Source organism: Nakamurella leprariae, assembly GCF_016918035.1.
GTDB lineage: Bacteria > Actinomycetota > Actinomycetes > Mycobacteriales > Nakamurellaceae > Nakamurella > Nakamurella leprariae.
In genome coordinates this window covers 1-26,793 of the sequence record NZ_JAERWK010000026.1, presented here as the reverse complement: position 1 = coordinate 26,793, position 26,793 = coordinate 1, and the positions used below count along the sequence as shown (strand labels likewise).

Below are 26,793 nucleotides of genomic sequence, written 5' to 3'. Positions count from 1 at the left end.
CCGCGTCGTCCGATCGGTGCTGTCCCGGACGCCGACGACAGAACTGCCGGAAGGGCTGATCCGTGAGCCACCCCCCGCTGCCGATCGCCGGGCTGCCGATCGCCGGCGCGGCTGGTCGACCTCCAGTGACCGTGACCTCCGACGGCCCCGCGCCGCTGCTGCTGCCGGCCGTGCCCGACCCGGCGGCGTCGCGCCCGACGGTGGTGGCCCGGCTGCGGCACCTGGCCGACCGGCAGGGTGACACCGAGGCGCTGGCCTCGAACGGGCGGTCGGTGACGTTCGCCGAGCTGGCCGAACGGATGGACGCGGTGGCCGCCGCCCTGACCACGGCGACCGGGACCGGCACCTCCCTGGACCGACCCGTCGCCGTACTGGCCGAACAGGCGACCGACAGTCTCACCGTGGCCCTGTCCGTGCTGGCCACCGGCCGCCCGCTGGTGCTCGCCGACCCGTTGCTGCCGCCGGACCGCCTGGTCACCGTGCTGCGGCACGCCCGGGCCGTGGCGCTGTGCACCGACGAGCGGTTCCGCGACACCGGCGCCGACCTGACCCGCGACCTGGGCATCGGCCACCTCGACGTGACCGAGCTGCTCACCGCGCCGGCCGTGGCCGATCGGCCGGCGGTCCCGGACGGCCGCCGCTGCATCGTGTTCACCTCCGGCTCGAGCGGAGTGCCCAAGGCGGTCAGCTACTCCGACGGCTGGCTGCTCAACGAGGCACTGGGCGCGGCCGACGCGCTCGACCTGGGGCCGGGTGACCGGACCGCCCTGGTGCTGCCGGCCGCGTTCGCCGCCGGTCTGACCGTGTTGTTCATGGGTCTGCTGAACGGGGCGACGGTGTGCGCGGCCGATCCGCGACTGGCCGGCATGCGGGACCTGCCGACCTTCCTGACGGACGCCCGCGTCACCACCGTGCACACCACCCCGTCCCTGCTGCGCAGCCTGCTCGCGGTGCTGCCGCCGGGCGGCGGGCTACCCGGGGTACGGCTGGTGACGACCTGCGGCGAGGCGGTGCACGGCCGCGACATCCACCTGCTGCGGGAGCATCTCGATCCGGACGCGCACTACTCGTCCTGGTCGGGGTCGTCCGAGACCGGCCACCTGGCGTTCCACCGCCTCGGCCCGACCGACCCGATCCCGGACCGCATCGTGCCGGTGGGCCGACCGGCGACCAACAAGGAGGTCCGGCTGCTGGACGGCACCGGCGCCGAGGTGCCGGCCGGTCAGATCGGCGAGATCACCGTCACATCGGCGTATCTCGGTGACGGCTACCTGGGCGCCGACGGAGCGCTGACCGCCCAGACCGCGGAACGGTTCTTCCCCGGCCCGGACGGCCGGACCCGGTACACCATGGGCGATCTCGGTCGCTTCGACCCGGACGGCACGCTGCACCTGCTGGGCCGCCGGGACTCCGCGTTGAAGATCCGCGGCTACCTGGTGGAGCCGGCCGAGATCGAGGGCGTGCTGCTCACCCACCCCGACGTGGCCGAGGCGGTGGTGGTCGGGCACCGCGAGCCGCTCCCCGGGACCGGGGACGGCGCCGGCGATCCCGCCGACACCACCGATCAGCCGGCGCGCCCGGCGCGGCTGGTCGCCTACCTGGCCCCCAAGTCACGGGAACGGGCGCTGTCGGTGAGCGCGGTGCGGCGGCTGGTGCGCGACCGGCTGCCGGAGTGGATGGTGCCGTCGGCGATCGTGGTGCTGCCCGAGCTGCCCCGCAACGAACGCGGCAAGATCGACCGCTCGGCGCTGCCGGCGCCCGCGCCGGCCGGTCCGGTCGAGCCGGCCCGCACCTCGTGGGAGGCCATGATCGGCGACATCTGGGCGGCGGTGGTGGATGTCCCGGTGGTCGGGCGGGATGCCGACTTCACCGAGCTCGGCGGCGATTCGCTGGACGCCGAGGAGATGCTGGCGCTGGTCTCGGACCGGCTCGGGGTGCGGTTGCGCACCACCGATCTGGCCCTCGCGCCCACCCTGGCCGAGTTCGCCGACCGGGCGGCCGCCGCCTCCGCGGAGTCCGGGAGCGCGGGCACGGCGCCGGGACGGCCGGGCTCGCCATTGCTGCAGCGGGTGGCGGCGGGCCCGGTCGGCCGGCGGCTGCGGCAGTGGTGGGGGGCGCCGTCGACGACCCACGTCGTGCTGCGCAGCGGCGAGCGGTGAGCGAGCCGCGCGCCGTCCCCGGCTTGGGACTGGCCGAGCAGCTGGTGCTGCGCGGCGACGGACTGACCACCACCAGCCTGGAGATCCTCTCCGGGGCCCGGATCACCACGGCGGTCCGGGCGCACTGGATGCTCCCGCTGCACGCCGACTCCCGGGCGCTGAACCGGGTCGGGGGCGAGCCCACGCCGGGCGCGGACGACCTGGCCGGCGCCGACGGCTACACCGGGATGGCCGCGACCGAGCCGGGCCGCTGGGCCCAGCTGGGGATCGACGACCTGGACGCCCAGGTCGGCGAGTCGCTGCTGGTCCGCGAGCTCGACCTGCTCGGCGCCGGCCGCATCCTGGCCTGCGCCACCCTGGTCGCGGTGATGGGCGTGCTGCCCCCGTCGCTGGTGCACGTGCTGGGCACCACGGACGAGCCGATCGGCCGGCTGCTGGCCGCCCACGGCATCCAGGTGCGGCGTGAACTGGTGCGCTGGGGCCTGCGGCCGGCCGGCGACCTGGCCGAGCGGCTGGCCGTCGCCCCGGCCGCCGCGGTCCCCGCCCGCTCCTACCGGATGCGGGCGACCAGCTCAGGTCGGCCGTTGGCACTCATCACCGAGTGGTTCACGCCGACGCTGTTCGGCCCGCCCGCGACCGCCGGGGACCGGCGCCGCCGTCGCTGAGCGGGGTGTCGCCCGACGGCGCTCAGCCGTCGGACGGCTCGGTCCAGCCGAACACCTCGTCCAGGAACGCCTGCGACTCGGCGTACTGGGCGTCGGCGAACTGCCAGGTGGCGTGCTCCTGGCCCTCCTCGACCGTGGCGGTGACCGGGACGCCCGCCTCCTGCAGCGCCCGTTCGAACTCGAGCATCTGCCCGTACGGGACGGTGCAGTCGCGGTCGCCGTGGGCCAGGTGGAACGGCGGCAGCGCGTCGGAGTCGGCGTCGTCCAGGTACGTGGCGGGCGCGGCCCGGGCGACCAGCTCCGGCGAGGACTCGACCGGCGCACCCAGCCAGCGGGACTCAGCCGAGTCCGCCCCGCCGTGCGCCTCCGGGGTGCCCTGACAGCCGCCGGGGTCCTCGTTCTGCGCGTCCATGGTGCCGAAGTCGGTCGGTGCGTACCAGCTCACCACCGCCTGCACGGCCGACGACTGGTCGGCGTGGCCGAGCGCGTCGTCGTCGAACTCGGTGCGGTGGGTACCCGTGACCGCGGCCAGATCGGCCAGGTTGCCGCCGGCCGAGTACCCCCACAGCGCGAACCTGGTCGGGTCGATGCCGTGGACGGCGGCGTTGGCCCGCAGCCAGCGGATGGCCGCCTTCACGTCCTGGACGGCGGCCGGGAAGAGCGCCTCCCCGGTCAGCCGGTAGCCGATCGCCGCGGTCGCGTAGCCGGCCGCGTTCAGGTCGCGCACCTGCTGGACGACGTCGTGCCGGTCACCCGAGAACCAGCCGCCGCCGTGCACCAGGATGACCAGCGGCACCACGGACCCGGTCCGGGTGGGCAGCGACAGGTGCAGCGTCTGGGCCGGTGAGGCGTCGGCGTACGGGACGTTGCGGAGGATCTCGGCGCCGGCCACCACGCCGTCCGGGACGGCCGGCAGCGGGGGCACGTCGGGCCCGCTGCTGCAGGCCCCGGCCAGCACGACCGTCGCCGCGGCCACCCCCAGCAGGGCCATCGAGCGGCGCAGCCGGGCGCGGACGGTCATCGAGCGACGGGTCACGGCAGGGACGCCGGTGCGTAGACGGCGACCCAGTCGATCTGCACGTCGGCCGTGTCCGGGACGCCGACGATCGGGCAGTCCGGGTAGCCGTAGTCGATCTTGCGCTGGCAGCCGCCGGACTGGGCCTGCAGACCGAGCCACATCGGTTCGTCCGGGACGATCCCGGCCTGCTGCTCGGTGGTCTCCGCCCACACCTCGCCGTCGACCAGGAACTTCACGCTGCCCGGCATCCACTCGACCCCGGCCGTGTGCCACTGGCTGAAGTCGGTGCCGGAGAGCTGCCACTGCTTGCGGTTCCGGTCGCCGTCGGACTCCCGGTAGTGCAGGAACGACGACACCTCGGTGCGGTCGCCGCCGAAGTCCTCGAGGAAGTCGATCTCCGGCGGCCACTGGTCGGACTTGGGCCACAGCAGGAAGTGGAAGGTGACCTCGTCGCTGGGGTCGGCGCGGAACCGCACCTCCCACTTGCCGTAGGTCTGGCTGACCGGCCAGTTGGAGACGCCGCCGGTCACCCACTGCTCGTCGTCGTCCTGCGATCCGTGCAGGGTGAGCAGCCCGTCGGCCACCCGCACCTGGTCGGGATCCCAGTGGCTGTACGGATCACCGCCCGGGGAGCCGCTGTAGACGCCCCAGTCGCCGCCCACCTCGTCCCGGTCGAAGTCGTCGGTGAACAGCAGGTCCCAGTCCTGGGGGCTCTCGGTCGGCATCGACAGCCCGGACGGGCTGCGGGACCACCCCGGCTCGGCGGGCACTGCGCGGGGGGACGGGCTCGAGCAGCCGGCCACCACCAGCAGAACGCTGAGCAAGCAGATGATCGCCGAGCGTGATCGACGACGGGCCGGGCGGGTTGCGGGGACGCGGGACGTCCGGCGGCTCATCGCACCGTCCGGGCGCCGGGCGCGCTCGGACCCGGAACCGTCAGGCCAGGAAGGCGAACCGGGTCGCCGTGGCGACCACCAACACGGTCACCGTCACCGCCAGCAGGAGCACGGTGATCCGCCGGGCGACCAGCAGGCCGGTCGACCAGCGCAACGGCCGTCCCGACTCGTCCAACTGCAACCGTCCGAGTCCCGAGTCGGCGGTGCCCCCGGCGTCCACGTCCCGCTCGCGCAGCACCCCGGAGATCACCATGAGCACGAGCGCGATCGGCACCGTCGCGGCACCGGCACCCGAGATCAACCACTCCTGCACTCCCATCAGTCGCCCACCGCCGTACCGTCCGCCCCGTCCGGGCCGCGGTCGGTCCCGCTCCCCACCGATTGTCCCGACGCGACGCGACGCAGCACCACGATCTCCGGATCCGTGACCACCGTCTCGTACCCACCCGTCGCCAGCAGCGCGGCCACGCCGGCCCCGACCCACCCCGCCGGACGGCCGCCCTGCAACCGTCCCGCCGCCTCGGCCGTGGCCGCCGCCACCACCCAGTCCGGGCCGTCACCGCCGTCCGCCCCGACCGCGTCGAGGACGCAGGCGGTGGAGTCGACCCCGCAGGACGCGGAGAACAACGGTTCGACGGTCACGGTCCCGACACGGCCCAGGGGCAACGTCCCCATCCGGCCGAAGGTTCCCACCCAGGCACCGTCGGGCACGGTCGCCATCAGTTGCTGGACCACCCGGATGTGTGTGTCGCTGACCCGTTCGAAGGACACGTTCAGGCCGCGCGTCACGGTCAGGCCGAACGCCGCGAGCACCAGGACGGTGGCCAGCAGGGCGGTCCGCACCCCCGTCCGCCCGGCCGGGGCGGCCCGGGTGACGGCGAGCCCGGCGCGCGCCACCGCGATGGCGGCCAGCGGCGCCAGGAACACCGACGAGTACAGGGCGCAGCGGATGAGCATCTCGCCGCCGTAGGACTGCAGCAGGATCAGCCCGAACGGCGCGGCCGCCAGACCGGCCAGCAGCACCGCGTCCCGCCGGCGCCGGATCGCCCACCAACCGGCCACGGCCAGCACCCCGAGCAGCCCGGTCCAGGCCATCCGGACGCCCTGCATGCCCTGGTAGACGGCGTCGCCGGACAGCCGGTCGGTGAGGCCGCCGCTGACCACGTCGCCGACCTGGCCGAGGTCGCCCAGCACGGTCTGCAGGTGGCCGAACCAGAAGTCGGTGGCGCCGTAGGAGAACCACCCGACGGTGATCACTCCGGCGGTGAGCCACAACGTGCGCCACCGGGTGCATCCGGTGAGTGCGAACCACAGCAGCAGCCCGGTCAGCGTCACCGGGGTCAGCTGATGGCCGACCACCACGGCGGTCACCACGACCATGAGCGTCAGTTCGACCAGCACGGTGCGGCCGGGGGTCATCCCGGCCGGGCGACCGGGGATGCGCCGGACCGCGGCGAGCCAGCGGACCGCGGCGTGCCGGGCGACCGGGGCCGGCGCCGGTGCCGCCGCGAACGCCCAGAACAGCACCGCGACCACGCTGACCGCCAGCACCCAGGCGGTGGCCTGCGCCGAGAAGTAGTCCTGCCCGTACCAGTTGAACAGCTGGTGCAGCAGCACTCCCAGCCAGGCCAGTCGGGCGCTGCCGGTGACGATGCGGGCGATCAGCCACACCGGCGGGATGAGCAGGACCCCGAAGAACACCGGCGCCAGCACGGTGAGCGGACCGGCGTCGGACAGTCCGGCCCAGTCGACCACCTGGGCCGAGCCGCCCAGGAACCCGGGCCAACTGAACCGGGCGTCGATGCCGTCGGCCAGGGCGCCGGTGTGGGAGATGACGTCGATGAACCCGACCTGCACCCAGCCGGCGCCCATCGAACCGGCTCCGCCCGCGACGTTGACCACGCCGGACAGCACGAGCACCGTCGCGACGACACCGGCCCCCACGACCACGTGGTCGACCGCCGGCCGGAGCAGGGCCACCGCGACCGTGACCGAGATCAGCACCACGGCCAGCCAGAACGTCCACGGCAGCACCGGGAACAGTCCCAGCCGTCCGGCCGCGGGCAGGTCGACGGTCCGGGTCGCCGCGAACCAGAAGAGCACCCCGCCGGCCACCACCAACAGCGCGGCGAGCCGGAAGCGCCGGCCGGACCCGGCCCGCTCGTCCGATCCGGCCGGCGCCTCCGGGGTTGCCGAGGCCTCCGGGGTTGCCGAGGCCTCCGGCGCCCGCAGGGCGAGCGCGGCCGGCACCGCGGCGGCCACCCCGAGCACCCCCAGCAGCACCGCGGAACGCCCGGGGTCCCAGGAGTCGATGACCAGCGCGATCGACGCACTGAGTTCGGTGGCCGCGACGGACAGGGCGACGGCCAGCACGGCGGTGACCCGGCCGTCCGGCAGCCGCAGCGCGACCGCGATCGGGACCCCGGGCACGGCGAGCAGGAACGCGACGGCCAGCACGGCCCGACCGGGCAGCGCGATGTCGGCCACGGCCAGCAGCGGGACAGCCACGGCCAGCACCGTGGCCACGCCCACCGCGACGGCACCGAGCCGCCGGCCGCCCGGCCACCGGGGCGCTTCCCACCGGGAGCCGGCCCACGGCGGCTCACCAGCCGGCGGGCTGCCGGGGTCCGTGACCCTGCCCCTGGCCAGGATCTCCTCGGTCAGCGACCGGTCAGCGACCGGGGCGTCTTGATCGGCGAGGTCGGTGCCGGCGGACACGCTGCGGCCGGGACCAGGCACTCGGGGACTCCAGGGGACGAGGACGCGCGGCAGTCGCGCAGCGATCGGTGAGGGTGTCCTCACCTTAGTTCCGACGGCCGTGATCTCATGCCGAGCGCAACCACCGTCACACCCGCGATCACCGGGACTGGGCCGAACGGGTCGGTGAGGGTGCCCTTCGTTGTTATCGTGAGTGACGGCCTGCCGGTGTCGCGCACGGTCCACGCGGAGCGTTCGCATGCCACCCCAGCCCCCGTCAGCCGTCGTCCCGTCCGGAGGAACGTCCTGGTGTCCCACCGCGACACGGTCGATGTGACCGAGGCCGACCCGCCGTCGTCGACGGCCGCCACCGCCGACGTGCCGCCCGGGGAGCCCAGCCGGCCGCCGGGTCGCACCCGTCCCGACTTCGCCGTCAGCTCGTTGTCCCTGGCCGCAGCGTCGCTGATCAACGGGGTGCTCGGCCTGGTCTTCTGGGCCGCGGCCGCGCACTCGTACACGGTCTCCGAGGTCGGGCGCGGCTCGGCTGCGATCTCGACCGCGACCATGCTCGCCGCGCTGGCCAACCTGAGCCTGGGCGGCATGTACGAGCGGTTCCTGCCGGTCGCGGGCCGGCGCGCGCGTCCGGCGATCGCGGCGAGTTCGGCACTGGCCTTCGCGCTGGCGCTCGTCCTGGCCGCCGGGTTCGTGCTCATCGGGCCGTCGGAACGCATCCTGACCACCCCGCTGGAACGGTGGTCGTTCCCGCTGTTCGTGGGGGCGCTGTCGGCGTTCGCGCTGCACGACAACCTGCTGGTCGGCCTGCACCTGGCCCGCTGGGCCGCGCTCAAGAACGTCGTGCACGCGGTGGTCAAGCTCGGCCTGGTCATCGCGCTCGGCGCGACCGCCACCGGCTTCTCCATCGTGGTCGCGTGGATCGTGCCGGCCGCGGTGATGGCGGTGGCGGTGCTCGTGTGGGTGTTCGGCTGGTGGCTGCGCCGCCCCGAGTACGCCGCGGATCCCGACCTGCCGCCGAACCGCGAGCTGTGGCACTTCTTCGGCAGCACCTACGGCCTCACCGTCATCGCCAGCCTGCCGGCGCTGGTCACCCCGCTCGTCGTGGTGCAGAGCCTGGGCACCGAGGCCAACGGCTACTTCACCATGGCCTGGACACTGTCCAGTGCGCTGCTGCTGCTGCTCGGCACGGTGGTCGGCCCGTTCATCGCCGAGGCCTCCACCGACCCGTCCCGGCTCGGCCCGCTGCTGCGCCGGTTCGTGCTGCTCATGGGCGCGGTGGCCGGCGGCGGCGCGCTGTTCCTGCTGGTCGGGGCGCCGATCGTGCTCGGCTGGCTGGGCAAGGACTACGGCCAGGAGGGCCGTGATCTGACCCGGATCATGGCGGCCGGACTGCTGCTCACCGCCGTGCCGGTGCTGTACGGGGCGCTGGCCCGCATCCACCGCAAGCTCAGGCTCGCCGTGGTGCTGCAGACCGTGGTGACGATCGCCCAGATCACCGGCTGCCTGCTGCTGGTGCCCCGTCTCGGCGTGCCCGGTGTGGGCGTCAGCTACGTGATCGCCGAGGTGGCCGCGGCGATGATCGTCGCGGTGCCGCTGGTGCGGTGGGTCCGCGAGTCCGGGGCGTTCTCCGGCCACCATGTCGGCCATCACACCGGCCACCACGGCGGCCGACACCGGCTCCGCCCGGGCGGCCCGGCGCAGCCCGTCCCCCAATCGCAGCCCGTCCCCCCGGGTCCCGTCCCGCCGTCGCAGAAGGAAGCGTGACCGTGAGCAGTGCCGTCCCGAGCTCGACCGTGATGCCGGCCGTGGCCACCACCCAGGTGGCCATCATCGGCGCAGGGCCCGCGGGTCTGCTGCTGGCCCAGCTCCTGCACCTACAGGGCATCGACTCGGTGATCCTGGAGCAGCGCTCCGAGGCGTACGTGCTGGGCCGCGTGCGCGCCGGACTGCTCGAGTCGCCGACGGTCGAGGTGCTGCGCGAGGCCGGGGTGGCCGATCGGATGGCCGTCGAGGGCGTCGAGCACCACGGCATCCACCTGCGCTTCGACGGCCGGACCCACCAGCTGGACTTCGCCGGCACCACCGGGCGGCAGGCGATGAACTACGGCCAGGCCGAGGTGGTCAAGGACCTGATCCGGCACCGCCGGGCCACCGGACGACCGCTGGTGTTCGAGGCGGAGGCCGTCACCCCCACCGGGTTCGAGTCGCTGGACGGCCACGGGCCGGCCGTCGTCACCTGGCGCGACGAGCACGGCGAGCACCGGCTGACCGCCGACTTCATCGCCGGCTGCGACGGGTTCCACGGCGTCAGCCGGGTCGCGATCCCGCCCGGGACGATCACCGCAGCGCAGCGCTCCTATCCGTTCGCCTGGTTGGGGATCCTGGCCCGGACCCGGCCGACGCTGCCCGAGGTCGTCTACAGCGCCCACCAGGACGGGCTCTCGGTCCACTCGATGCGCGGACACGAACTGACCCGGCAGTACCTGCAGGTCCCGGCGGACACCGTGCTCGACGACTGGCCCGACGAGCGCATCTGGACCGAGCTCACCCGCCGTCATGCCGCCGACGACGTCGGGCCGCTGGCCACCGGTGAGGTCATCGACCGGACACTGGCCCCGCTGCGCAGCGTCGTGTTCTCACCCATGCAGTACGGGCGGATGTTCCTGGCCGGGGACGCGGTACACATCGTGCCGCCGACCGGGGCGAAGGGACTCAACCTGGCCGTGTCGGACGTCTCGGTGCTGTCCCACGCACTGGGGGGGTACTACGCGGGCGCCGGGAGCCACCACCTGGCCGAGTACACGCGGACCAGCCTGCCGCGGATCTGGCAGGCCGAGTTGTTCTCCTGGCAGATGACCACCATGCTGCACCGCTTCCCGGGCGACGAGTTCGATCGCGGCCTGCAGCGAGCCCGGCTGGAGCAGGTCGTCGCCTCGCCCACGCAGATCGCCGCCCTGGGCGAGCTGTACTTCGGGCTGCCGTTCCCGCGGCACTGGTCGTTCCGGGACTGATGAAGGCGGGTCGGCGCACGCACCCGCCCCGGACAGCGAACGGCCCGGGACGGTGTCGCCACCATCCCGGGCCGTGTTGACGTGCTGGGAATGTCGATCACGCTCGGCTCGCAGGCTGTTCGACGGGCCGAGCGTGGGTCTCAGAGCGGGTCCTGCTGGACTGCTGGAACATTCTCATGCGGTACACCGTCGCGTCCTGGGAACCCCCTGTTGGACCTCCGGGGCACGACGGTCCCAGTGTGCCGGACGGACGGCCCGGGCACCGAGGACTTCTGGCCGTGTCGTCGCTCACCCGTACCGGGCAGGCTCGGGGAGGTCACCGGCGTCGGGGGTCGGTGATCCCGCGTCCCGCACGGGGCGATCCGACGCACCCGAGGACCCGTCCGGCCCAGCGGTTCCCCGTGCAGGCGACCATCGCTCGACTCCCGTCACGCCCGGCCGCATCCGTCGCTGACGGTAGAGTCGGAGTCCCCCGGACGACGACGGACGGTGATCGGCGGGAGGACCCATGGGGTGGACTGCGCGGTCGGTGACCACTGTCCTCGGGCATGCCGTCGGAGGTGCCGTCGGGGGCACGCTCGCGGCGACCGGCGCGGCGGTGTCGCTCTCCGCGGGGATCGCCCGGGACCTCGCGCAGAGCGCTCGCAGCGCCGCCCGGGTGACGCTGCCGCGCCCGGCGCCGCCACCGGCCCTCGGTCGCGGGCTGCACGCCGCCACCGCCGACGTCCGTGACGCCGGTCGCCGTCACCTCGGTCCGCTCGTCGACGCGGCGCTCTCCCGCGTCATCGCCGCGGTGCTGGCCCGCATCGACGTGGCCGCGCTCATCGAGGAGTACGTCGACGTCGACCGGATCGCCCGCTTGCTCGACGTCGACGCGGTGGCGGCCCGGCTGGACGTGGGTCGGGTCGTGGACCGGGTGGACGTGGACGCGATCGCCGCGGGGCTCGACCTCGACACGCTGGTGGACAGAGTCGACGTCCGCCGGGTGACCGACCGGGTCGACCTCGGAGCGGTCGTCGACCGCCTGGACCTCGATGCCATCGTCGCGCGGGTGGACCTCGACGCCGTCATCGACCGCCTCGACCTCGACGCCATCGTCGCCCGGGTGGATCTCGACCGGGCCGCCGCCCGGCTGGACGTGGACCCGATCATCGCCCGCGCCGGGATCGTCGAGCTGGCCCGGTACGTCATCGACGAGATCGACCTGGCCGCGCTGATCCGGACGTCCACGGCCGCGGTCTCCGACGAGATGGTCAGCAGCGTCCGGGCGCAGGGCGTCGACGCGGACCGGGCCGTGGAGCGGATCGTCGACCGTCTGCTGCTGCGGCGCACCGGACGCCACGAGGGCGCCCCGGGCGGTCGGGGATGACTCACGCCGAGGCGGGCCCGTTCCCGTGGCGGGTGCCACCACCACCACCCGATCCACCGTCCCCGCGGGTGCTGGCGCACGGCCGGCCCGCCGGCATCGTGACCCGCGGGGCGGCGAACCTGGTCGACATCGTGCTCGTGGTCCTGGCCGTCGGGCTCGGGTACGCCGGCTGGGTCGGGCTGCGGTTCCTGCTCGCCCCGACGTCGTTCCGCCCGACGGCCCCCACGTACGGCTGGGTGCTGGCGGCCTTCGCCCTCGGGTTGTTCGTGTACTGGGCGACCGCGTGGGCGGGACCGGGGCGGAGCAAGGGCGCCCAGTTGCTGGGGCTACGGGTCACCGACCGGCGCGGCGCACGGCTGTCCCCGTGGCGCGCTGCGGTGCGGGCGGCCCTGTGCGTGGTGTTCCTGCCCGGCCTGCTCTGGGTGCTGATCAGCCGGCGCAACCGGTCGGTGCAGGACGTGCTGCTGCGCACGTCGGTGGTCTACGACTGAGTCCGGTCCCTCAGTGCTGGGACCGGTGCCGCGGTGTCCGGCGAGCCGGCCGTCGACTGCGGGGCGCTCGGCATCGTCTCGTCGGGACCGGGTCCGGCCGCGTCGGCCGGATCGCCCGGGATGCTCGGCAGGCTGGTCGCAGCGGTCGGCCCGGCCGCAGTGGTGGGTGTGGTCGAGGCGTCCGGCACCCGGATGAGCACCGTCTCGGTGTCCGACGCCGTCACCGGATCGCCGGACGGGGCGCGGCCGTGCACCGTGCTGCTCACCGACGCCAGTTCGAGGTGCACCGACGCCGACCGGCCCGGGCCGCCCACCAGGCCGGCCGCACCTGCCGCGTCGGCCACCGCGTCGGCGTCGACACTGCCGGATCCGGTCACCCGCTCGCCGGCGGCCAGCACGCCCGGTCGCCCGGGCCAGTCCAGGGTCAGCTCGACGGCCCCGGGCACGTCGTGCTGGACGTCCAGCTGCGTGATCGGGACGTTCCCGGTGTTGATCACCACGATCGAGGCGGCGGCCTCGCGGACGGTCGGGTCGGTCCGGTCGACCACGAGATCGACAGTCAGGTCGGGTGTCTCGATCACCCACCGACCGTCGACCAGCGCCGCCTGCACGGTCGTCGAGTCCGACGGGGTCCGGGTCGCCGCCGCGCCGGCGAAGGACGCCGTGACCGAGCAGGTCAGGGTGAAGGTCGTCGTGCCGGGCCCGGCGCCGGACGCGGCCAGGGCGCTCAGGGTGGTCGTGGCCGCGCCCGGCACGGTGCCGCTGCCGGTCGCCGTCGTCACCGTCCAGGTCGTGGTCGGGTCGACCACCAGCGCCCGACCGGCCGGATCGGCGGACGCCGCCCACTGCGGCTGCCGGCACGAGATGCCGTCCGCCGCGGTCGACGTCGGCGTCGCCACCACCGCCGGCGCGGTGGCTGCCACCGGCCCCTTGACCGCCGGGTCCGGGATCGTCGCCGCGAACCAGGCCTGCAGTGCGGCCCCGCACCGGGTGGGTGCACCCCATACGGTGGTGCAGCCGGGTCCGGTGGGCAGCGTCAGCGCGGGCCAGACGGAGTGCGCCCGGTCCGGTGGCGTGGTGACGACACCGAACACCGAGGTGTGCGGGGCGATCCAGGACGGCACGCTGGTGATCCCCGGGTACGACCCGAGACCGTTGAGGGAGACCCCGCAGTACCGGCCGCCGGTGCAGCCGTGGTTGAGGCCGTACCCCACCAGCCCCTCGACCGCCCCGCTGGTGGGCGACACCGTGAACTTCGCCGCGCCGGTGTCGTTGTCGGTGAACCAGTTCGACGAGACCACCCAGTACTCGGTCTCCTGCTGCGCGACCCACCAGGAGCCGACCGTGTCGGGATCGCAGAGCACACCGTCCCCGGCGAGCACCATGCACCTGACCGTGAACCCGTTGTCGGCGTAGTAGGGCAGGAACTTCTTGCCCCAGATGTTGGTGTTGCCGGGGAGGAAGGTCCCCTGGGGGAACGACAGGCCACCGCCGTTGAAGTGGTAGTTCAGGTTCTTGGTAGCCGTCTCATTGGGGATCCAGACCTGTTGCACGCCTCGGGTGTTGAAGGCCGGGGCGCCGCCGGCGACCGGGGCCGACGGCTGGGTGACCCGATCCATCGTGGCCAGCACGTCCAGCGGCTGGAACGCCGGCACGTGGGAGCTGGTGAACGCGTCCGGCGAGGTGCTGGTGCCGATCGCCCAACGTTGCCGGGGCCCGACCTTGCTCGGCGCCACCGACGGATGGGAGGCCAGGTAGCCGGAGGACAGTCCGGTCCACTGCGCCGAGTTCGCCGGCAGCCAGCCGGTGAGGTCACCGACGGTGCCGGGTGTCGGCCGGGCCGACCAGGACTGGGGCGTAGTGGCCCAGGGGATGGACGACGCGGCGGGGTCGCGCACCCACGCGGTGCTCGGGATGACTGCGTTCTTGGGACCGCGCAGCTCAGTCACGTCCGTGCCGAGCGACAGTACCACCTGGTCGTCGGAGTACGGCACACCCACCTGTGACCACTCGGTGAGCACGTTCGTGTGCACGGTCGTCGCGAAGCGGGACGTGGTCCGGCACAACGACTGCGCGTCAGCGACGTGCCGGGTCTCGGCGAGCCGGCAGATGCTCTCGGCGTCGTCCACGGTCAGCGGCTGCTGCTGCCGCATCCAGACCTGGCCGACCTGCATCAGCACGGCCTGTTCGAGCAGGAACAGGGCGTGAGCCTGCGCGGTCTGCCAGAACCGCACCAGGTCGCTCAATCGGTCGTAGTACTGCCGATCATCCACCCAGCCGGCGCTGTCGGTGGCCGCCTTCCCGGCGGCGGGGCCCGACGTGGTCGTCGACGACCGCCACTGCTGGAGGAAGGCCTTGCCGCACGTCTCGATGACGCCGGCGCCGCCCCCGGAGGTCACCATCGCCTGATGGATGTCGGCGATGACCGCGGCGAGCGGCGCGTTCGTCGCCACCTTGGCGTCCCCGACCACGGTCCGCAGGAAGTCTGCGATGGAGACCTTGAGCACGCCCGGGTCGTCACCTGGTTCCAACGACCGCATCTCGTTGACGATCTCGGCATAGTTCGTGGTGGCCCGGTCGATCTGGGCCAGCATGGAGGTCAGCCGGTTCGTCTGGATCTGGCACGTGCCCATCAGGGTGTCGACATCGACCTGCAGCACCTGTTGCTCGACCTGATCGAGCTGCAGCTCCATGGCATCCAGGTCGCCCTCGATGTCGTCGAGCTTGTCCAGCACGTCCTGGGTCGAGGGGCCGCTGTCCCCGAACAGCGAGGACACCAGCGGTGCCGCCAGGGACAGCGCGATGGCCACTCCGGCACCGCCGGCCAGCTTGGTCTCCCAGTTGAAGACCTTGTTCACCACTCGCATGGTGGTCCCGAGGCCGTTGAGCCACAGGGCCGAGAGTGGCTGGCTCACAGCGTGTGCCGGCGGCGTCACCGGAACCACGACCAGACCGGCCGCCAGGACGGCGGCCACGACCAGCCGGCCGCGCAGCCGCGGGCGTCGACCCGCTTCCGTCGTGCGTGTGCTGGGCATGCAGCGGCCCCGTCCCCCCGCCCCCCGGCGGATCAGCGTCCCGGACGTCCCCGCGCCGGCCCGCATCCGAGCCCGCGCTCACCCGATCCTGGCGTCCGAGCGGTCGGGATCCGGGCCGGTCAACTGTGCGGGACCGATCAAGCCGCCGGGTGAACGGCACCCGACACGATCATGAAGACAGCATCGTCGGACCCGCCGTGGACCACTGCAGCTCGGGACGGCGGCGCAGCGCCGTCCCGAGCTGAGGGGCCACCGCCGCAGGTCAGTGCTGGGATCGATGACGCAGCAGACGGTTCCGGGACAGCACCAGCACGGTCACGCCGGCCAGCAGCAGCACGCCCCCCACCCACAGGACGGGGGTGATCGCCGCACCGGTGGACGCCAGCGGTGCGCCCGAGGGAGACTGCGCCGCCGCGTTCCCCGGACCGTCCCCGGGGTACCCACCGGGCCCGGCCTTGCGGTCACTGTTCCACGGGAAGCCATCGCCCGACCCGGCCTCCTGCTGCTCCGGGGTGGTCGGCGTCACGGTCACCGTGACCGTGGGCGCCGCATCCGTCGGGCTGGTCGGATCGGCCGTCGGATCCGCGAAGAGCAGGTCCCGGCGGTCGGTGTCGGTCACCACGGTGCCGGACGGGGCTGTGCCCTGGACGGTCGAGGTCACCGTGATGCCGGCCGCGGTCATCAGCAGCCCACCCGACCGTCCCGCCCGGCTGCCGACCGGCACCGCCGCGCCCGGGTCGGCGGTCGCACTGCGATCGACGATCGCGGTCCCGGTGGCGGTCTCGCCGGGCTGCAGCGCCCCGGTCCGGCCCGGCCAGGACATGGCCGGCGACCCGACGGTCCCCGGTTGGTGGCTGACCTGCACGTCGTGGAGCGGCACGTTGCCGGTGTTGGTCACGGTGAGCTTCGCGGTCGCCCGCCGACCGTCCTCGAGGTGCGCGGCGTCGAGCGTGACGTCCACCGCGGCATGCTCGACCACCCAGGCACCGCTCACCAGGGCGACCGGGGTGGACTCCGAGGTGGTGTGCGTGACGTTGGCCGCGGCGTCGGCGAACCACGCCGTCCACGAACACGCGACCTTCAGTGCGCTCGGGGCATCCATGGCGGCAGTCACCAGCTGACTGACCGGGAGCGGCGTGGTCCCCGTCGACGTGGCCGAACTCGTCGTCCCGTCGGGGCCGGTCGCGGTCCATGTGACGGTGGGCCCGGTGACCAGCGCGGCTCCGCCCGCGTCGGTGGGAGCGGCCCAGGTCGGTGCCCCACACACGAGGCCCGCAGGGCTGTCGGTGATCGTCGGCCCGGTGCTGGCGACCGGTCCCGTGACGTTCGGGTTCGGGACGTTGGCAGCCAGCCATGCCTGCATGGCCGGGCCGCACCGCGTCGGCATCCCCCAGTTCGACAGGCAGGACGGATCGGTCGGCACCGAGGAGGCCGGCCACACCGCAGCCGGGGAATCGGGTGCGTCGAACGCGACCTGGTCGACGGACGTGAAGTCGACGATCCAACCCGGCAGGCTCGTCATCGTGTTGAGGCCGACACCGCACGGGCCGGGCGAGCATCCCGCGTTGAGCCCCGAGGCCACGAACGCCCCGGCCGTGCTGCTGCTCGGCGTCACCGAGAACGAGCCGGACGCGGTCCAGTTGCCGGTGAAGAAGTTGGAGGAGACGACCGAGAAGCTGGACTGCAGTTGGCCGACCCACCAGGACGCGACCGTGGCGTCGCCGCACAGGACGCCGTCCGGGGTGAGCACCATGCACTTGACGGTCAGGCCGGTGTCGCCGTAGAACGGGTTCGCGTCATGGGTCGACGCGTCGAGCGCGGTGCCCTCGGTCACCCAGGTCGGCGGGAACCCGTAGCCGGGGTTGGTGTTGTCACAGCACGTCCCGGCCGCGATGTCCCAGGAGTTCAGCGGTTGGGACGCCGTCTCGTTCGGCATCCAGACCTGGTCCACGCCAGCCGTGGTGAACGCCGCGCCGTCGGTCGTCGTGACGGACTGCATGGTGGTCAACAGGTCGAACTGCCGGTACTCGGGGAGGTTCGATCCGGCGTAGATGTCGCTCGATCCTCCGCTCCCGGTGTACCACGCACCGCGTGCCGGATACTCGGCCGGCGCGACCGAGGTGTGGGTCGCCAGGTATCCGCTGTTCAGCCCCTCCCACTGGACGCTCCCCGCCGGCAGCCAGTTGTCGATCCCGTCGAACGTGGCCGCGGTCTGCGTGGTCGCCCATGACTGTGGCGTGGTGGCCCACGGAATGCCGGACGAGCCGGGGTCACGGACCCAAGCCGTGAAGGGCACCGAACCGGGCACGCCGCTGGTCGTCGACGAGCCGATCGACAGGATGACGTCGTCGTCGGTGTACGGAACGCCCGCCGCAGCCCACTCCGCCGTCAAGTAGCCGTACGCCGTCGTCGACCCGTAGGACTGCATCGAAGTGCACAGGGAGTGCAGATGGGGCACTGCCGTCACGGCCAGCGAGCAGATCTGTTGACTGTCCTCGCGGGTCAGTTCGTCGGTGTGCCGGGGCCACTCGCTGCCCAGCTTCATCAGCACCGCCTGCTGCAGCAGGAAGAGCGCGTGGCTCTCCGCGATCTGCCAGAACTGGACCACCTGGGTGACACCGTCGTAGTACTCGCGGTCATCCACCCACGCACCGGATGAGTCTGCACCGACCGTCGCCGGTGGCAGGTTGTCCGCCTTCCAGGTCGTCATCGACGCCTGGCCACAGGTCTGGATGATTCCGGCCTGACTGGTCAGTGAGGTGTGGATGGTGTCGATGGCGTTGGCCAGCTCGGTGTCGAAGACCAGCAGATCGGTACCGATCACCGAGTTGATGAACTGGTCCCTGGCGTTCTTGGCATCAGCCGTCCCTGACGTCCGGACGTCCTGCAACGCGGTGATCCAGGCCAGGTAGTCCTCGTTCGCCTCGTCGATCGTCGAACGGTACGACTCCAGTTCACTGATCTGGAGATCGCAGTCACCGACCTCCGTGTCGACGCCGTCCTGGAGGATCTGGGTGCTGATCGTGGACAGTTCCTGCTGCATCTGCTGCAGGTCGTCCTGGAGGTCGTCGAGCTCATCCAGCACGTCCTGCAGGTCGGGTCCCTCATCCCCCAGGATGCTGGTCAGGATCGGACCGGCCAGTGTCAGGGCCAGTTCGATCCCGGGCGCACCGACGAGGCTGGTGCTGGACCAGTTGAAGACCTTGCTCAGCACGTTCGTCGACGACGCCAGCGAGTCGGTCCAGGTCGCGGCCAGCGGCGTCCCGTCCGTGGTGTCCGCCGAGCTGACCGGCGTCTGGATCGGATGGATCACCAACGCACCGGCGACCGCCGCCGTCATCCCCACCCGGGCTGCCCGCCCCGGCCGACGCATCCGCCCGGCCAACCGTCGCAGACCGCCGGCGGTCCGCCTCTCCCCCGAACTGCGCATGCGGCAGTGCCGTCCCCCCTCCGCCCCCCGGCGGAACACACCAGGACCCCGCAGGCTCATCCGTCCACTTCGGACGGGATGCGCTGCGGGGTCCCTGGTTTCGATCTGATGATCTTGCAAACTACACGGGGTGCCCACCCGCGTCGATCATGCTCAGCGGCCGACCACGCGATCGTCCCGTTCGGCGGAACGGCGCGGACCACCACCGGGCTCCCGGACGGGTGACCGACTCGCCCGTCGGCGGCGCCGTCAGTCCGACGTCGTGACGATCGGCAGCAGCAGCCGGGACGACGACGCCACCACCGTGTGGCTCGTCCCACCGACCGGGGTGTGTGTGTGAGGCCGAGCACGGTCGTCCCGCCCTGACCACGGTCGTCGTGGGCCAGCACCAGTCGGATCCGGTGGCCACGGCCAACCGGTGCGGTGGTGGCCGCCGTGTCTGGGCGGTGGGATCTGGCTCCGGACGCGGAACAGCCGGGGCGATGGTGACCATCGCCCCGGCTGCGCGGATCGGGCCCGGTACGGACCCGCAGGGATCAGGGGTTCTTGAAGACGTTCTTGGCGGCGTCCTTGACGTTCTCGCCGGCCTGCTTGGTCGACGCGGACGCCTGGTCGGCCTGCCCGCGGGCCTGCAGCTCCTCGTCGTCGGTGACCCGACCGGCTGCCTCCTTGACCTTGCCCATGGCGTCCTCGGCCGCGTTCTTGATCTTGTCGCCCATGCTCATGTCCGTTCCCCTCTCTCGGGTCGCCAGCCCGTCTCAGCGACGGACCCCGACGTGTCGATGACACCGAACGTGAACGACCGTAACGCCGATCACCGCGAGGAGCGCGGCGAGGCAGACGATTTCAACGCCGCTCACAGGTGTTCAACATGTGTGCCCGCGTGCGGTCACGGCGAGATCACGATTCGGCCACACGTCGCAACCGACTGTCCACCCGGACCGTCCGCCCGGACCGGTCCAGGTGTTCGAGCAGCGGCACGGCGACCCTGCGGGTGGTGCGCAGCACCTGCCGGGCGTCGGTCATCGCGAACGGTTGCGGCAGCCCTGTCAGCCGGCGCACGGCCTCGTCCAGGGCCTCGGGGCGCAGCAGGACGCCGGGCGCGAGCTCGACCAGCCGACACTGCCGGACCGCCACGGCCAGCGCACGGTCGTCCAGGCCGACGGCGGCGAGGTCGGGTGCCTCGGGCGCGGCGAACGGATCGGCGGCGAGCCGGACCAGCACCTGCGCCAGCGCCCGCTCCAGCGCCTCAGGCAGGCTGGCCCGCTGACCGGGCCGGGCCACCCCGGACGCGTCCAGGACCAGGTCCGTCTGCCCGACCAGCGGCTCCAGCAGGGCGGGATCGGGCAGGGCCAGGGCATCGACGGCCGTCCGTCGGGGCAGGGCCGGCAGCATCGGGTGCGCGGCCGCCCAGGCGTCCGCGGCCGGTCCCAGCCGTTCGCGCCACTGCTGCCAGCGGCCGTCGTCGATCAGCCAGCCGGCCACCGCCACCGCGCCAGGCGGCGCGCCGGACATCCGGACCCCCGCCCGCACCAGGTCTTCCCGCCGTACCGCGCCGCGCCGAGCCACCTCGCCGGACGCGTCCGGGACCGGACCGACCCCGGCCAGCTCGTCGGCCCGCCGTCGGGCGGCGCCGCGCCGGGTGAGCGGCGGCGGCATCGGGTCGAGCACCGTCGCCGCGGCCACCACCTGCTGGGCCCCCGGGTCGCGCAGCACCCCGCGTTCCCCGATGGCCGTCGGCAGCGGCCGGGCCAGCGTCAGCCGGGCGGTGTCCTCCCCCAACGGCCGGACGTGCGCCGGCACCGCGGCCGAGCCCAGGTGGAACACCAGCTCGGTCGGGGGCCGCGCGGCCCGGCTGAGCCGCACGTCCAGCACGTCGACGTCCGCCCAGCCGCCGGGCGCCGCCAGCGCGTCGCCGCGGTGCAGCGCCTCGGCGCTCACCCCGCGCAGGTTCAGGGCGACCCGCGCGACCCCGTGCACCCGATCGACCGTCCGCTTCAGGGACTCGATGCCCCGGACCCGCACCCGTGCACCCGACGGGTGGACCTGCAGCTCGTCACCGACGGTGATGGTGCCCGCGGTGAGGGTGCCGGTGACGACGGTGCCGGCGCCACGGACACTGAACACCCGGTCGACCCACAGCCGGACCCGACCGTCCACCCGGGCCGGCAGCCGGGTGACCAACCGGTCGAGCGCGAACCGCAGGTCGTCGACCCCGGCGCCGGTGACGGCACTGACGCCGACCGCCTCCATGTCCGCGAGCGCGGTCCCGGCCAGGTGGTCGCGGGCCTCGGCCTCGGCCAGCTCGACGTCGCCCAGGTCGGCTCGGGTCAGCGCGAGCACCCCCCGGCTGACCTGCAGTGCGTCGAGCGCGTCCAGGTGCTCGGTGCTCTGCACGTTCCAGCCTTCGTCGGAGGCCACCACGAACAGCACGGCCGGCACCGGGCCGACCCCGGCCAGCATGGTGGTGACGAAGCGCTGGTGGCCGGGGACATCGACGAACGCGACCGTGTCGCCGCCGGGCAGCGTCGTCCAGGCGTACCCCAGGTCGATCGTCATCCCGCGCCGCTGCTCCTCGGAGAGCCGGTCGGGTTCCATCCCGGTCAGCGCCCGCACCAGCGTGGACTTGCCGTGGTCGACGTGGCCCGCCGTGGCGATCACGTGCACGGCGGGGTCCCGTCGATCCGGCCGGCGGCGGCCAGGACGGCGCCCAGCAGCGCCCGGTCGTCGACGGTCGGGACGCAGCGCAGATCGAGCAGACAGTGGCCGCCCTCGACCCGGGCGGCCACCGCCGGTCGGCCGGTGCGCAGCGCGGCGGCGTGATCCTCGGGCAGCGCCACCGCCCAGCCGGGCAGCCGCAGGTCGGGCGCGCCACCCGCCCCGACCAGGCCGTCACTGGGCACGACCGCGGCCGGCACGCCGGCGTCCTGCAGGGACCGCGCCAGGTGCTCCGCGCGCCCGCGCAGCACCGTCGGATCGGCCCGCAGCGCCGCGCGGGTCGGCGTCGGCGGCCCGGTCAGCGTGGCCTCCAAGGCGGCCAGCGTCAGCTTGTCGACCCGCAGCGCCCGGTGGATGGGCGACCGTCGCAGTCGTCCGACCAGCTCGGAGGTGCCCAGCACCAGCCCGGCCTGCGGACCGCCCAGCAGCTTGTCGCCGCTGGCCGTGACCAGGCCGGCGCCGGCCCGCAACCACGACGCCGCGTCCGGCTCCCCGGGCAGCAGCGGATCGGCGGCCAGCAGCCCCGACCCGATGTCGGCCACCACCGGGACGCCGAGGGTGGCCAGCTGGTCCACCGGCACCGAGGCGGTGAACCCGTGCATCGAGAAGTTGGACGGGTGCACCTTGAGGATGAACCCCGTCCGGTCGGACACGGCGGCGGCGTAATCGGCCAGGTGGGTGCGGTTGGTGGTGCCCACCTCCCGGAGCCGGGCGCCGGTGCTCTGCAGCAGCTCCGGGATCCGGAAGCCGTCGCCGATCTCCACCAACTCGCCACGACTGATCACGATCTCGCGGCCGGGGGCGAGCGTGGTCGCGGCCAGCACCAGCGCGGCCGCCCCGTTGTTCACGACCAGGGCGTCCTGCGCATCGGGGACCGCCGTCAGCAGGGCGGCCAGCGCGCCGCGACCGCGACGGGCTCGGGTCCCGGTGGTGAGGTCGAACTCGACGTCCACGTACCCGGCGGCCGTGTTCACCGCGGCGACGGCCGCTTCGGACAGCGGCGCCCGGCCCAGGTTGGTGTGCAGCACCACGCCGGTCGCGTTGATGACGCGTCGCAGCGAGGTGGGCGCATCCGGCAGGCTGTCCAGCACCGTGTCGAGCAGCCGGCCGACCGGCAACTCGCCGCGCCGCACCCGGTCCTGCGCGATCTGCACGGCCCGCTTGACCACCCGATCCCCCAGCCGGTCGCGGGCCGCGGCGAGCAGGGTGTCGGCGAGCAGGGTGTCGGTGCGCGGCACCCGACGCCGCGGATCGCCGTCCTCACCCGACGACAAGCACGTGCTCCGTCCGGGGGACCAGCTCCCCGATCACCGGGGCGCCGGGGATCTCGCCGGCCACCAGCAGGCCGCCGGAGGTCTGCGCGTCGGCCAGCAGCAGCCGGTCGAGCTCGTCCACACCGGCGCCGAACTCGGTGTGTGGGGCGACCCAGTCCAGGTTGCGGCGGGTGCCGCCGCTGACGAAGCCGTCCCGGGCGGCCTGCCGTGCCCCGTCCAGGAACGGCACCGCCGCCGGGTCGAGCCGGGCGGTGACGCCGCTGGCCCGGGCCAACTTGAACAGGTGTCCCAGCAGCCCGAACCCGGTGACATCGGTGGCACACCGGATGCCGGCGGCCAGCGCGGCCCGCGAGGCGTCCCGGTTCAGCGTGGTCATCGTGGCGATGGCCTGGGGGAACACCTCGCCGGTGCTCTTGTGCCGGTTGTTGAGGACCCCGACGCCCAGTGGCTTGGTCAGCGAGATGGGGACGCCGGCCGCGCCGGCCTCGAGCCGGAGCAGGCGCTCCGGGTCGGCGACACCGGTCACCGCGAGCCCGTACTTGGGTTCGGGGTCGTCGATGCTGTGCCCGCCCCCCAGGTGGCAGTTCGCCTCGCGGGTGATGTCGGCACCACCGCGGAGCACCTCGCCGGCGAGTTCGAGCGGCAGCACGTCCCGCGGCCAGCCGAGCAGATTGAGAGCCACCAGCGGCGTCCCGCCCATCGCGTAGATGTCCGACAGCGCGTTGGTGGCGGCGATCCGGCCGAAGTCGTAGGCGTCGTCGACGACCGGGGTGAAGAAGTCGGTGGTGGCGATGACGGCGGTGTCGCCGTCGAGCCGGACCGCGGCGGCGTCGTCGCCGAAGTCCAGGCCCACCAACAGTTCGGGCGCCTCGATCGGCAGGCCACCAGCGAAGCCGGCCACCACCGCCTCGAGCTCTCCGGGCGGGATCTTGCACGCACAGCCCCCGCCGTGCGCGAACTGCGTCAGGCGCACGGACGGGAGCTGCGCGTCGCGGAGGCGGACAGGAATCGAACCCACCTGACCTGGATACCAGGCCACGACGGTGTTGAAGACCGCGGTGCCCACCAGGACACAGACGCCTCCGTGGGCGACTGTATCGCCGGTCCGGCGGTCAGCCGGCCGGCGTGATCACACGACCGGCAGCCGGCGAGTGGTGCGCCGCTGGTCGTCGCTCATCACCGGGGCGGCCGCGATGATCATCTGCCACAGCCGGTCCCGCTCGTCGCCGGTCGCCGTGTGCGCGGTGGCGGCCGACTCGGTCCGTCCGACCCGCACCTCTCCTCCAGCGATACTTCGTGCAGGACGTCTTCTCGGGGCGATGAAGGGCTGAGCACCGCGCCTCAACGCCGGAGCAGGCTCAGCAAGTCCCCGACGAGGTCGGCGGCGTCAGCGCGCCCTTTGCCATCGGCAGCAAGATGCCCAGCGGCCTGAAGCTCGGCGGCTCCGCGCACCATCGCGCGCAGCAGAGCGGAGGGACCGGTCAGGCCCGACGACGGAACACCGGCTCCATCCTCCGACCGCTGTACTGCGGCACTCCCGCGCCCGAGAACCGGGAACACGCCGTCATCAGGCGGCGCGAACTCGAGCATCCGGCGCGGATCACGACGATCGGCGCGGACTCCCGCCCCGGCTCGCCCCAGCTCGGACAAGACGGACCGGTCGAGCACGACCGCGCCGACCGGCCGGCCCGGTCGGTGCTGCCGCCTGAGTCGGGTCCTGCCTCAGCCGCAGTCGGCCGTGGCCAGCACCTCGCCGACCGCGGTGACGATGAGGCCCATCGAGATGGCGCCCGGGTCCGGCGTGCCGACCGACCGCTCGGCCAGCGGCCGGGCCCGGCCGATCTTGGGCACGAGCGATGCGGTCGCCTCACCGGCGGCCACCGACGCGGCGGCCGCGGTCGCCCACGCCTGCGCCAGCGACCGTCCCTTGCCGACCTCGGCCACCAGCTCGTCGACGAACGGGAAGAGCGCGTCCAGCATGGTCTTGTCGCCCAGCTCGGCCTTGCTGAACGCCTGCAGGTCGGTGGCCGACTGCTGCACAGCGGCGGCCACTCGCTGCGGCGTCACCGCCTCGGTGTTGCCCAGCGCCGTGCCCACGCCGGCCAGCAGCATGCCCCAGAGGATGCCGCTGGTGCCGCCGGCCTTGTCGCCGAACGCGGCTCCGGCCGCGGCCAGCACGGTCTGCACCCCGCCCTGCGTCTCGGTCGCCGCGGCGGCCGCGGCGGTGGACCCGCGGGACATGCCGATGCCGTGGTCGCCGTCGCCGGCGATGGCGTCGATCCGGCCGAGCCGCTCCTTGTGCTCCTCGACCACCCGGTTCAACGCGACCACGGCGTCCCGGGCCACCTGCGCGGCGGCCACCGACTCCGGGCTGGCCTGCTCCTGCGCCGCGGTCCGCTCGTCGGCCGCCACCGTCCGCCGGGTGGTGAACTTGCTGCTGCCGGCGGCGGTGCCGCGACGGAAGGCGGGGGTGTCGGCCGGCGCCACCCAGTACCGCTCCAGCTCGTCGTCCAGCCAGGTCACGGTGAGCGAGCAGCCGGCCATGTCCAGACTGGTGACCAGCTCACCGACCTCGGGCATCACCATGGTCACGCCTGCATCGGCCAGCAGCTGCGCCACCCGGCCGAACAGCACGAACAGTTCCTCGTACTTGGTGGCGCCCAGGCCGTTCAGCAGCACGGCGGCACGGCCGTCGGCGTCCGCCGGACGTTCGGCCAGCACCCGCTCCACCAGCTGCGCGGCCAGGTCGTCGGCCGACATGGTCGGCGAGGACGAGATGCCCGGCTCGCCGTGGATGCCCAGGCCGAACTCGATCTGCCCGTCCGGCACCACGAACAACGGTTCGTCCGCGCCGGGCATGGTGCAGCCGGCGAACGCCACGCCGAAGGAACAGGTGGCGTCATTGGCCTTGTGCATGATGCGCTCGACCTCGTCGAGCGAGGCGCTGTCCTCGGCCGCCGCGCCACCCATCTTGTAGACGGTGAAGGTGCCGGCGATGCCACGGCGCTTGCCCCGCTCGTCGGCCGACGCCGACGCGATGTCGTCGGTCACGTAGACGATCCGGGTGTCGATGCCCTCGGCCTGCAACCGTTCCTGGGCCACCGCGAAGTTCAGGCGGTCACCGGCGTAGTTGCCGAACGAGAGCACCACGCCCGCACCGCCGTGCGCCGCCTTGGCCACCCGGTAGACCTGCTCGGCCGACGGGGAGGCGAACAGGTCGCCCAGCACGCCGGCGTCTGCGAAGCCGACGCCGGTCACCCCGGAGTACGACGGGTAGTGCCCGGAACCGCCCCCGATGACCAGACTGACCTTGCCCTCCAGCGGCCCACCCGCGCGCTGGAAGCCCGACGCACCCTCGACCCGGTCCACGTACTGCGGATACGCAGCGGCGAACCCACGGAGGATGTCGTCCTTGAACGCAGCCGGATCGTTGTACACGTGGGTCATGGGTCGATGCCTTCGAACGGGCCCTGCCGGGCTGTGGTGACGAACGGTGTTGGCGGGGCCAACGTCTGGCGATCTGACTGCGGCGACGGTGCGGGACTTCAGGTCGAGCCCGACGGTACGGCGTCGGCCGGGTTCCGGCTCTCCGGTCAGTCGGACCGGTCGACCGCGGGATCGACCGCGACCACCTCGAAGGCGGTGCCGTTGGACCGCCACGTGGCGAGCAGGTCGGGATGGGCGCCGCTGTCGGTGATGATCAGGTCGAACTCGCTGACCGGGGCGATCTTCAGCATCGCCCGACGGTTGAGCTTGTGGTGGTCGACCAGCAGGTAGCGCTTGGTGGCGGAGGCCAGCATCTGGCGCTTGAGCATCACCACCTGCTCCTCCTGGTGGTACAGGTCGGTGCCGGACACGGCCGCGGTGGACATGAACACCGCGTCGACATGGATACCGGCCACCTGCTCGATCGCCTGGACACCCAGGAACGAGTCGTGCGACACGTCGTACCGCCCGCCGATGCCGACCACCGTGAGCTCGTCGCGGTAGCGGGCCAGCTCGGACAGGCGGCGGA

The 26,793-nt window shown here is 73.4% G+C and carries 18 protein-coding genes, 1 tRNA gene and 1 pseudogene; 6 read left to right on the top strand and 14 right to left on the bottom strand.

The genetic code is table 11. The features are described from left to right. Positions 1-62 precede the first annotated feature (62 nt). Both JL106_RS18890 and JL106_RS18885 read left to right on the top strand, forming a co-directional pair. Positions 63-2,159: a non-ribosomal peptide synthetase gene (locus tag JL106_RS18890; protein WP_205262325.1), complete on the top strand. Its 2,097-nt coding sequence runs from the start codon at positions 63-65 to the stop codon at positions 2,157-2,159. After that, the gene (locus JL106_RS18885; protein ID WP_205262324.1) at positions 2,156-2,824 is read left to right on the top strand and encodes a chorismate pyruvate-lyase family protein; all 669 of its coding nucleotides are present in this window, start codon (positions 2,156-2,158) and stop codon (positions 2,822-2,824) included. The genes JL106_RS18890 and JL106_RS18885 overlap by 4 nt, the downstream gene beginning before the upstream one ends. A gap of 22 nt (positions 2,825-2,846) precedes the next feature. On the opposite strand, the gene JL106_RS18880 is transcribed toward JL106_RS18885, so the two are convergent. The 4 genes from JL106_RS18880 to JL106_RS18865 all read right to left on the bottom strand — a co-directional run bounded on the left by JL106_RS18880 (position 2,847) and on the right by JL106_RS18865 (position 7,477). Further along, positions 2,847-3,845: an alpha/beta hydrolase gene (locus JL106_RS18880; RefSeq protein WP_205262323.1), complete on the bottom strand. Its 999-nt coding sequence runs from the start codon at positions 3,843-3,845 to the stop codon at positions 2,847-2,849. 11 nt (positions 3,846-3,856) lie between these two features. Further along, positions 3,857-4,666, bottom strand: a complete 810-nt coding sequence (locus JL106_RS18875) for a glycoside hydrolase family 16 protein (protein WP_205262322.1) — start codon at positions 4,664-4,666, stop codon at positions 3,857-3,859. A 112-nt stretch (positions 4,667-4,778) separates the two neighbouring features. Further along, positions 4,779-5,057: a hypothetical protein gene (locus JL106_RS18870; RefSeq protein ID WP_205262321.1), complete on the bottom strand. Its 279-nt coding sequence runs from the start codon at positions 5,055-5,057 to the stop codon at positions 4,779-4,781. After that, positions 5,057-7,477 (bottom strand): hypothetical protein, encoded by a 2,421-nt coding sequence (locus JL106_RS18865; RefSeq protein ID WP_205262320.1) that lies wholly within the window; start codon positions 7,475-7,477, stop codon positions 5,057-5,059. Before JL106_RS18865 ends, JL106_RS18870 begins: the two co-directional genes overlap by 1 nt. A gap of 267 nt (positions 7,478-7,744) precedes the next feature. Between JL106_RS18865 and JL106_RS18860 the strand changes: the two genes are divergently transcribed. The 4 genes from JL106_RS18860 to JL106_RS18845 all read left to right on the top strand — a co-directional run bounded on the left by JL106_RS18860 (position 7,745) and on the right by JL106_RS18845 (position 12,321). Further along, positions 7,745-9,214: a lipopolysaccharide biosynthesis protein gene (locus JL106_RS18860; RefSeq protein WP_205262319.1), complete on the top strand. Its 1,470-nt coding sequence runs from the start codon at positions 7,745-7,747 to the stop codon at positions 9,212-9,214. A gap of 32 nt (positions 9,215-9,246) precedes the next feature. Beyond that, positions 9,247-10,461, top strand: coding sequence for a 4-hydroxybenzoate 3-monooxygenase (locus JL106_RS18855; RefSeq protein WP_236008008.1), 1,215 nt, complete (start codon positions 9,247-9,249; stop codon positions 10,459-10,461). A 508-nt stretch (positions 10,462-10,969) separates the two neighbouring features. Beyond that, the gene (locus tag JL106_RS18850; RefSeq protein ID WP_205262317.1) at positions 10,970-11,830 is read left to right on the top strand and encodes a hypothetical protein; all 861 of its coding nucleotides are present in this window, start codon (positions 10,970-10,972) and stop codon (positions 11,828-11,830) included. A 68-nt stretch (positions 11,831-11,898) separates the two neighbouring features. After that, positions 11,899-12,321 carry an RDD family protein gene (locus JL106_RS18845; RefSeq protein WP_205262316.1) on the top strand — a complete coding sequence of 141 codons (423 nt, stop codon included), beginning with the start codon at positions 11,899-11,901 and terminating at the stop codon, positions 12,319-12,321. Here JL106_RS18845 and JL106_RS18840 read toward each other — a convergent pair. The 10 genes and pseudogenes from JL106_RS18840 to JL106_RS18795 form a co-directional block, all read right to left on the bottom strand. Then, a complete protein-coding gene (locus JL106_RS18840; protein WP_205262315.1) occupies positions 12,312-15,356 on the bottom strand; it encodes a DUF7507 domain-containing protein in 3,045 nt (1,014 codons plus the stop codon). The two genes, JL106_RS18845 and JL106_RS18840, sit on opposite strands and share 10 nt — an antisense overlap. Positions 15,357-15,618: 262 nt before the next feature. Further along, on the bottom strand, positions 15,619-18,669 hold the full coding sequence (locus JL106_RS18835) for a DUF7507 domain-containing protein (RefSeq protein ID WP_205262314.1): 3,051 nt from the start codon (positions 18,667-18,669) through the stop codon (positions 15,619-15,621). 653 nt (positions 18,670-19,322) lie between these two features. Beyond that, positions 19,323-19,511 carry a CsbD family protein gene (locus tag JL106_RS18830; RefSeq protein ID WP_205262313.1) on the bottom strand — a complete coding sequence of 63 codons (189 nt, stop codon included), beginning with the start codon at positions 19,509-19,511 and terminating at the stop codon, positions 19,323-19,325. A gap of 175 nt (positions 19,512-19,686) precedes the next feature. Next, positions 19,687-21,453, bottom strand: coding sequence for a selenocysteine-specific translation elongation factor (gene selB / locus JL106_RS18825; RefSeq protein WP_328842588.1), 1,767 nt, complete (start codon positions 21,451-21,453; stop codon positions 19,687-19,689). Continuing rightward, positions 21,444-22,778 (bottom strand): L-seryl-tRNA(Sec) selenium transferase, encoded by a 1,335-nt coding sequence (gene selA, locus JL106_RS18820; RefSeq protein ID WP_205262312.1) that lies wholly within the window; start codon positions 22,776-22,778, stop codon positions 21,444-21,446. The genes selB and selA overlap by 10 nt, the downstream gene beginning before the upstream one ends. After that, positions 22,765-23,787, bottom strand: coding sequence for a selenide, water dikinase SelD (gene selD / locus JL106_RS18815; protein ID WP_205262403.1), 1,023 nt, complete (start codon positions 23,785-23,787; stop codon positions 22,765-22,767). Before selD ends, selA begins: the two co-directional genes overlap by 14 nt. Next, positions 23,771-23,862 (bottom strand) — tRNA-Sec (locus JL106_RS18810). Before JL106_RS18810 ends, selD begins: the two co-directional genes overlap by 17 nt. Before the next feature lie 45 nt (positions 23,863-23,907). Then, entirely contained in the window at positions 23,908-24,054 is a 147-nt protein-coding gene (locus JL106_RS18805; RefSeq protein WP_205262311.1) for a nitroreductase/quinone reductase family protein, read from the bottom strand. A gap of 446 nt (positions 24,055-24,500) precedes the next feature. Beyond that, positions 24,501-26,225: a dihydroxyacetone kinase family protein gene (locus tag JL106_RS18800; RefSeq protein WP_205262310.1), complete on the bottom strand. Its 1,725-nt coding sequence runs from the start codon at positions 26,223-26,225 to the stop codon at positions 24,501-24,503. A 146-nt stretch (positions 26,226-26,371) separates the two neighbouring features. Further along, positions 26,372-26,793, bottom strand: a pseudogene (locus tag JL106_RS18795) (hypothetical protein); the annotation flags it as partial.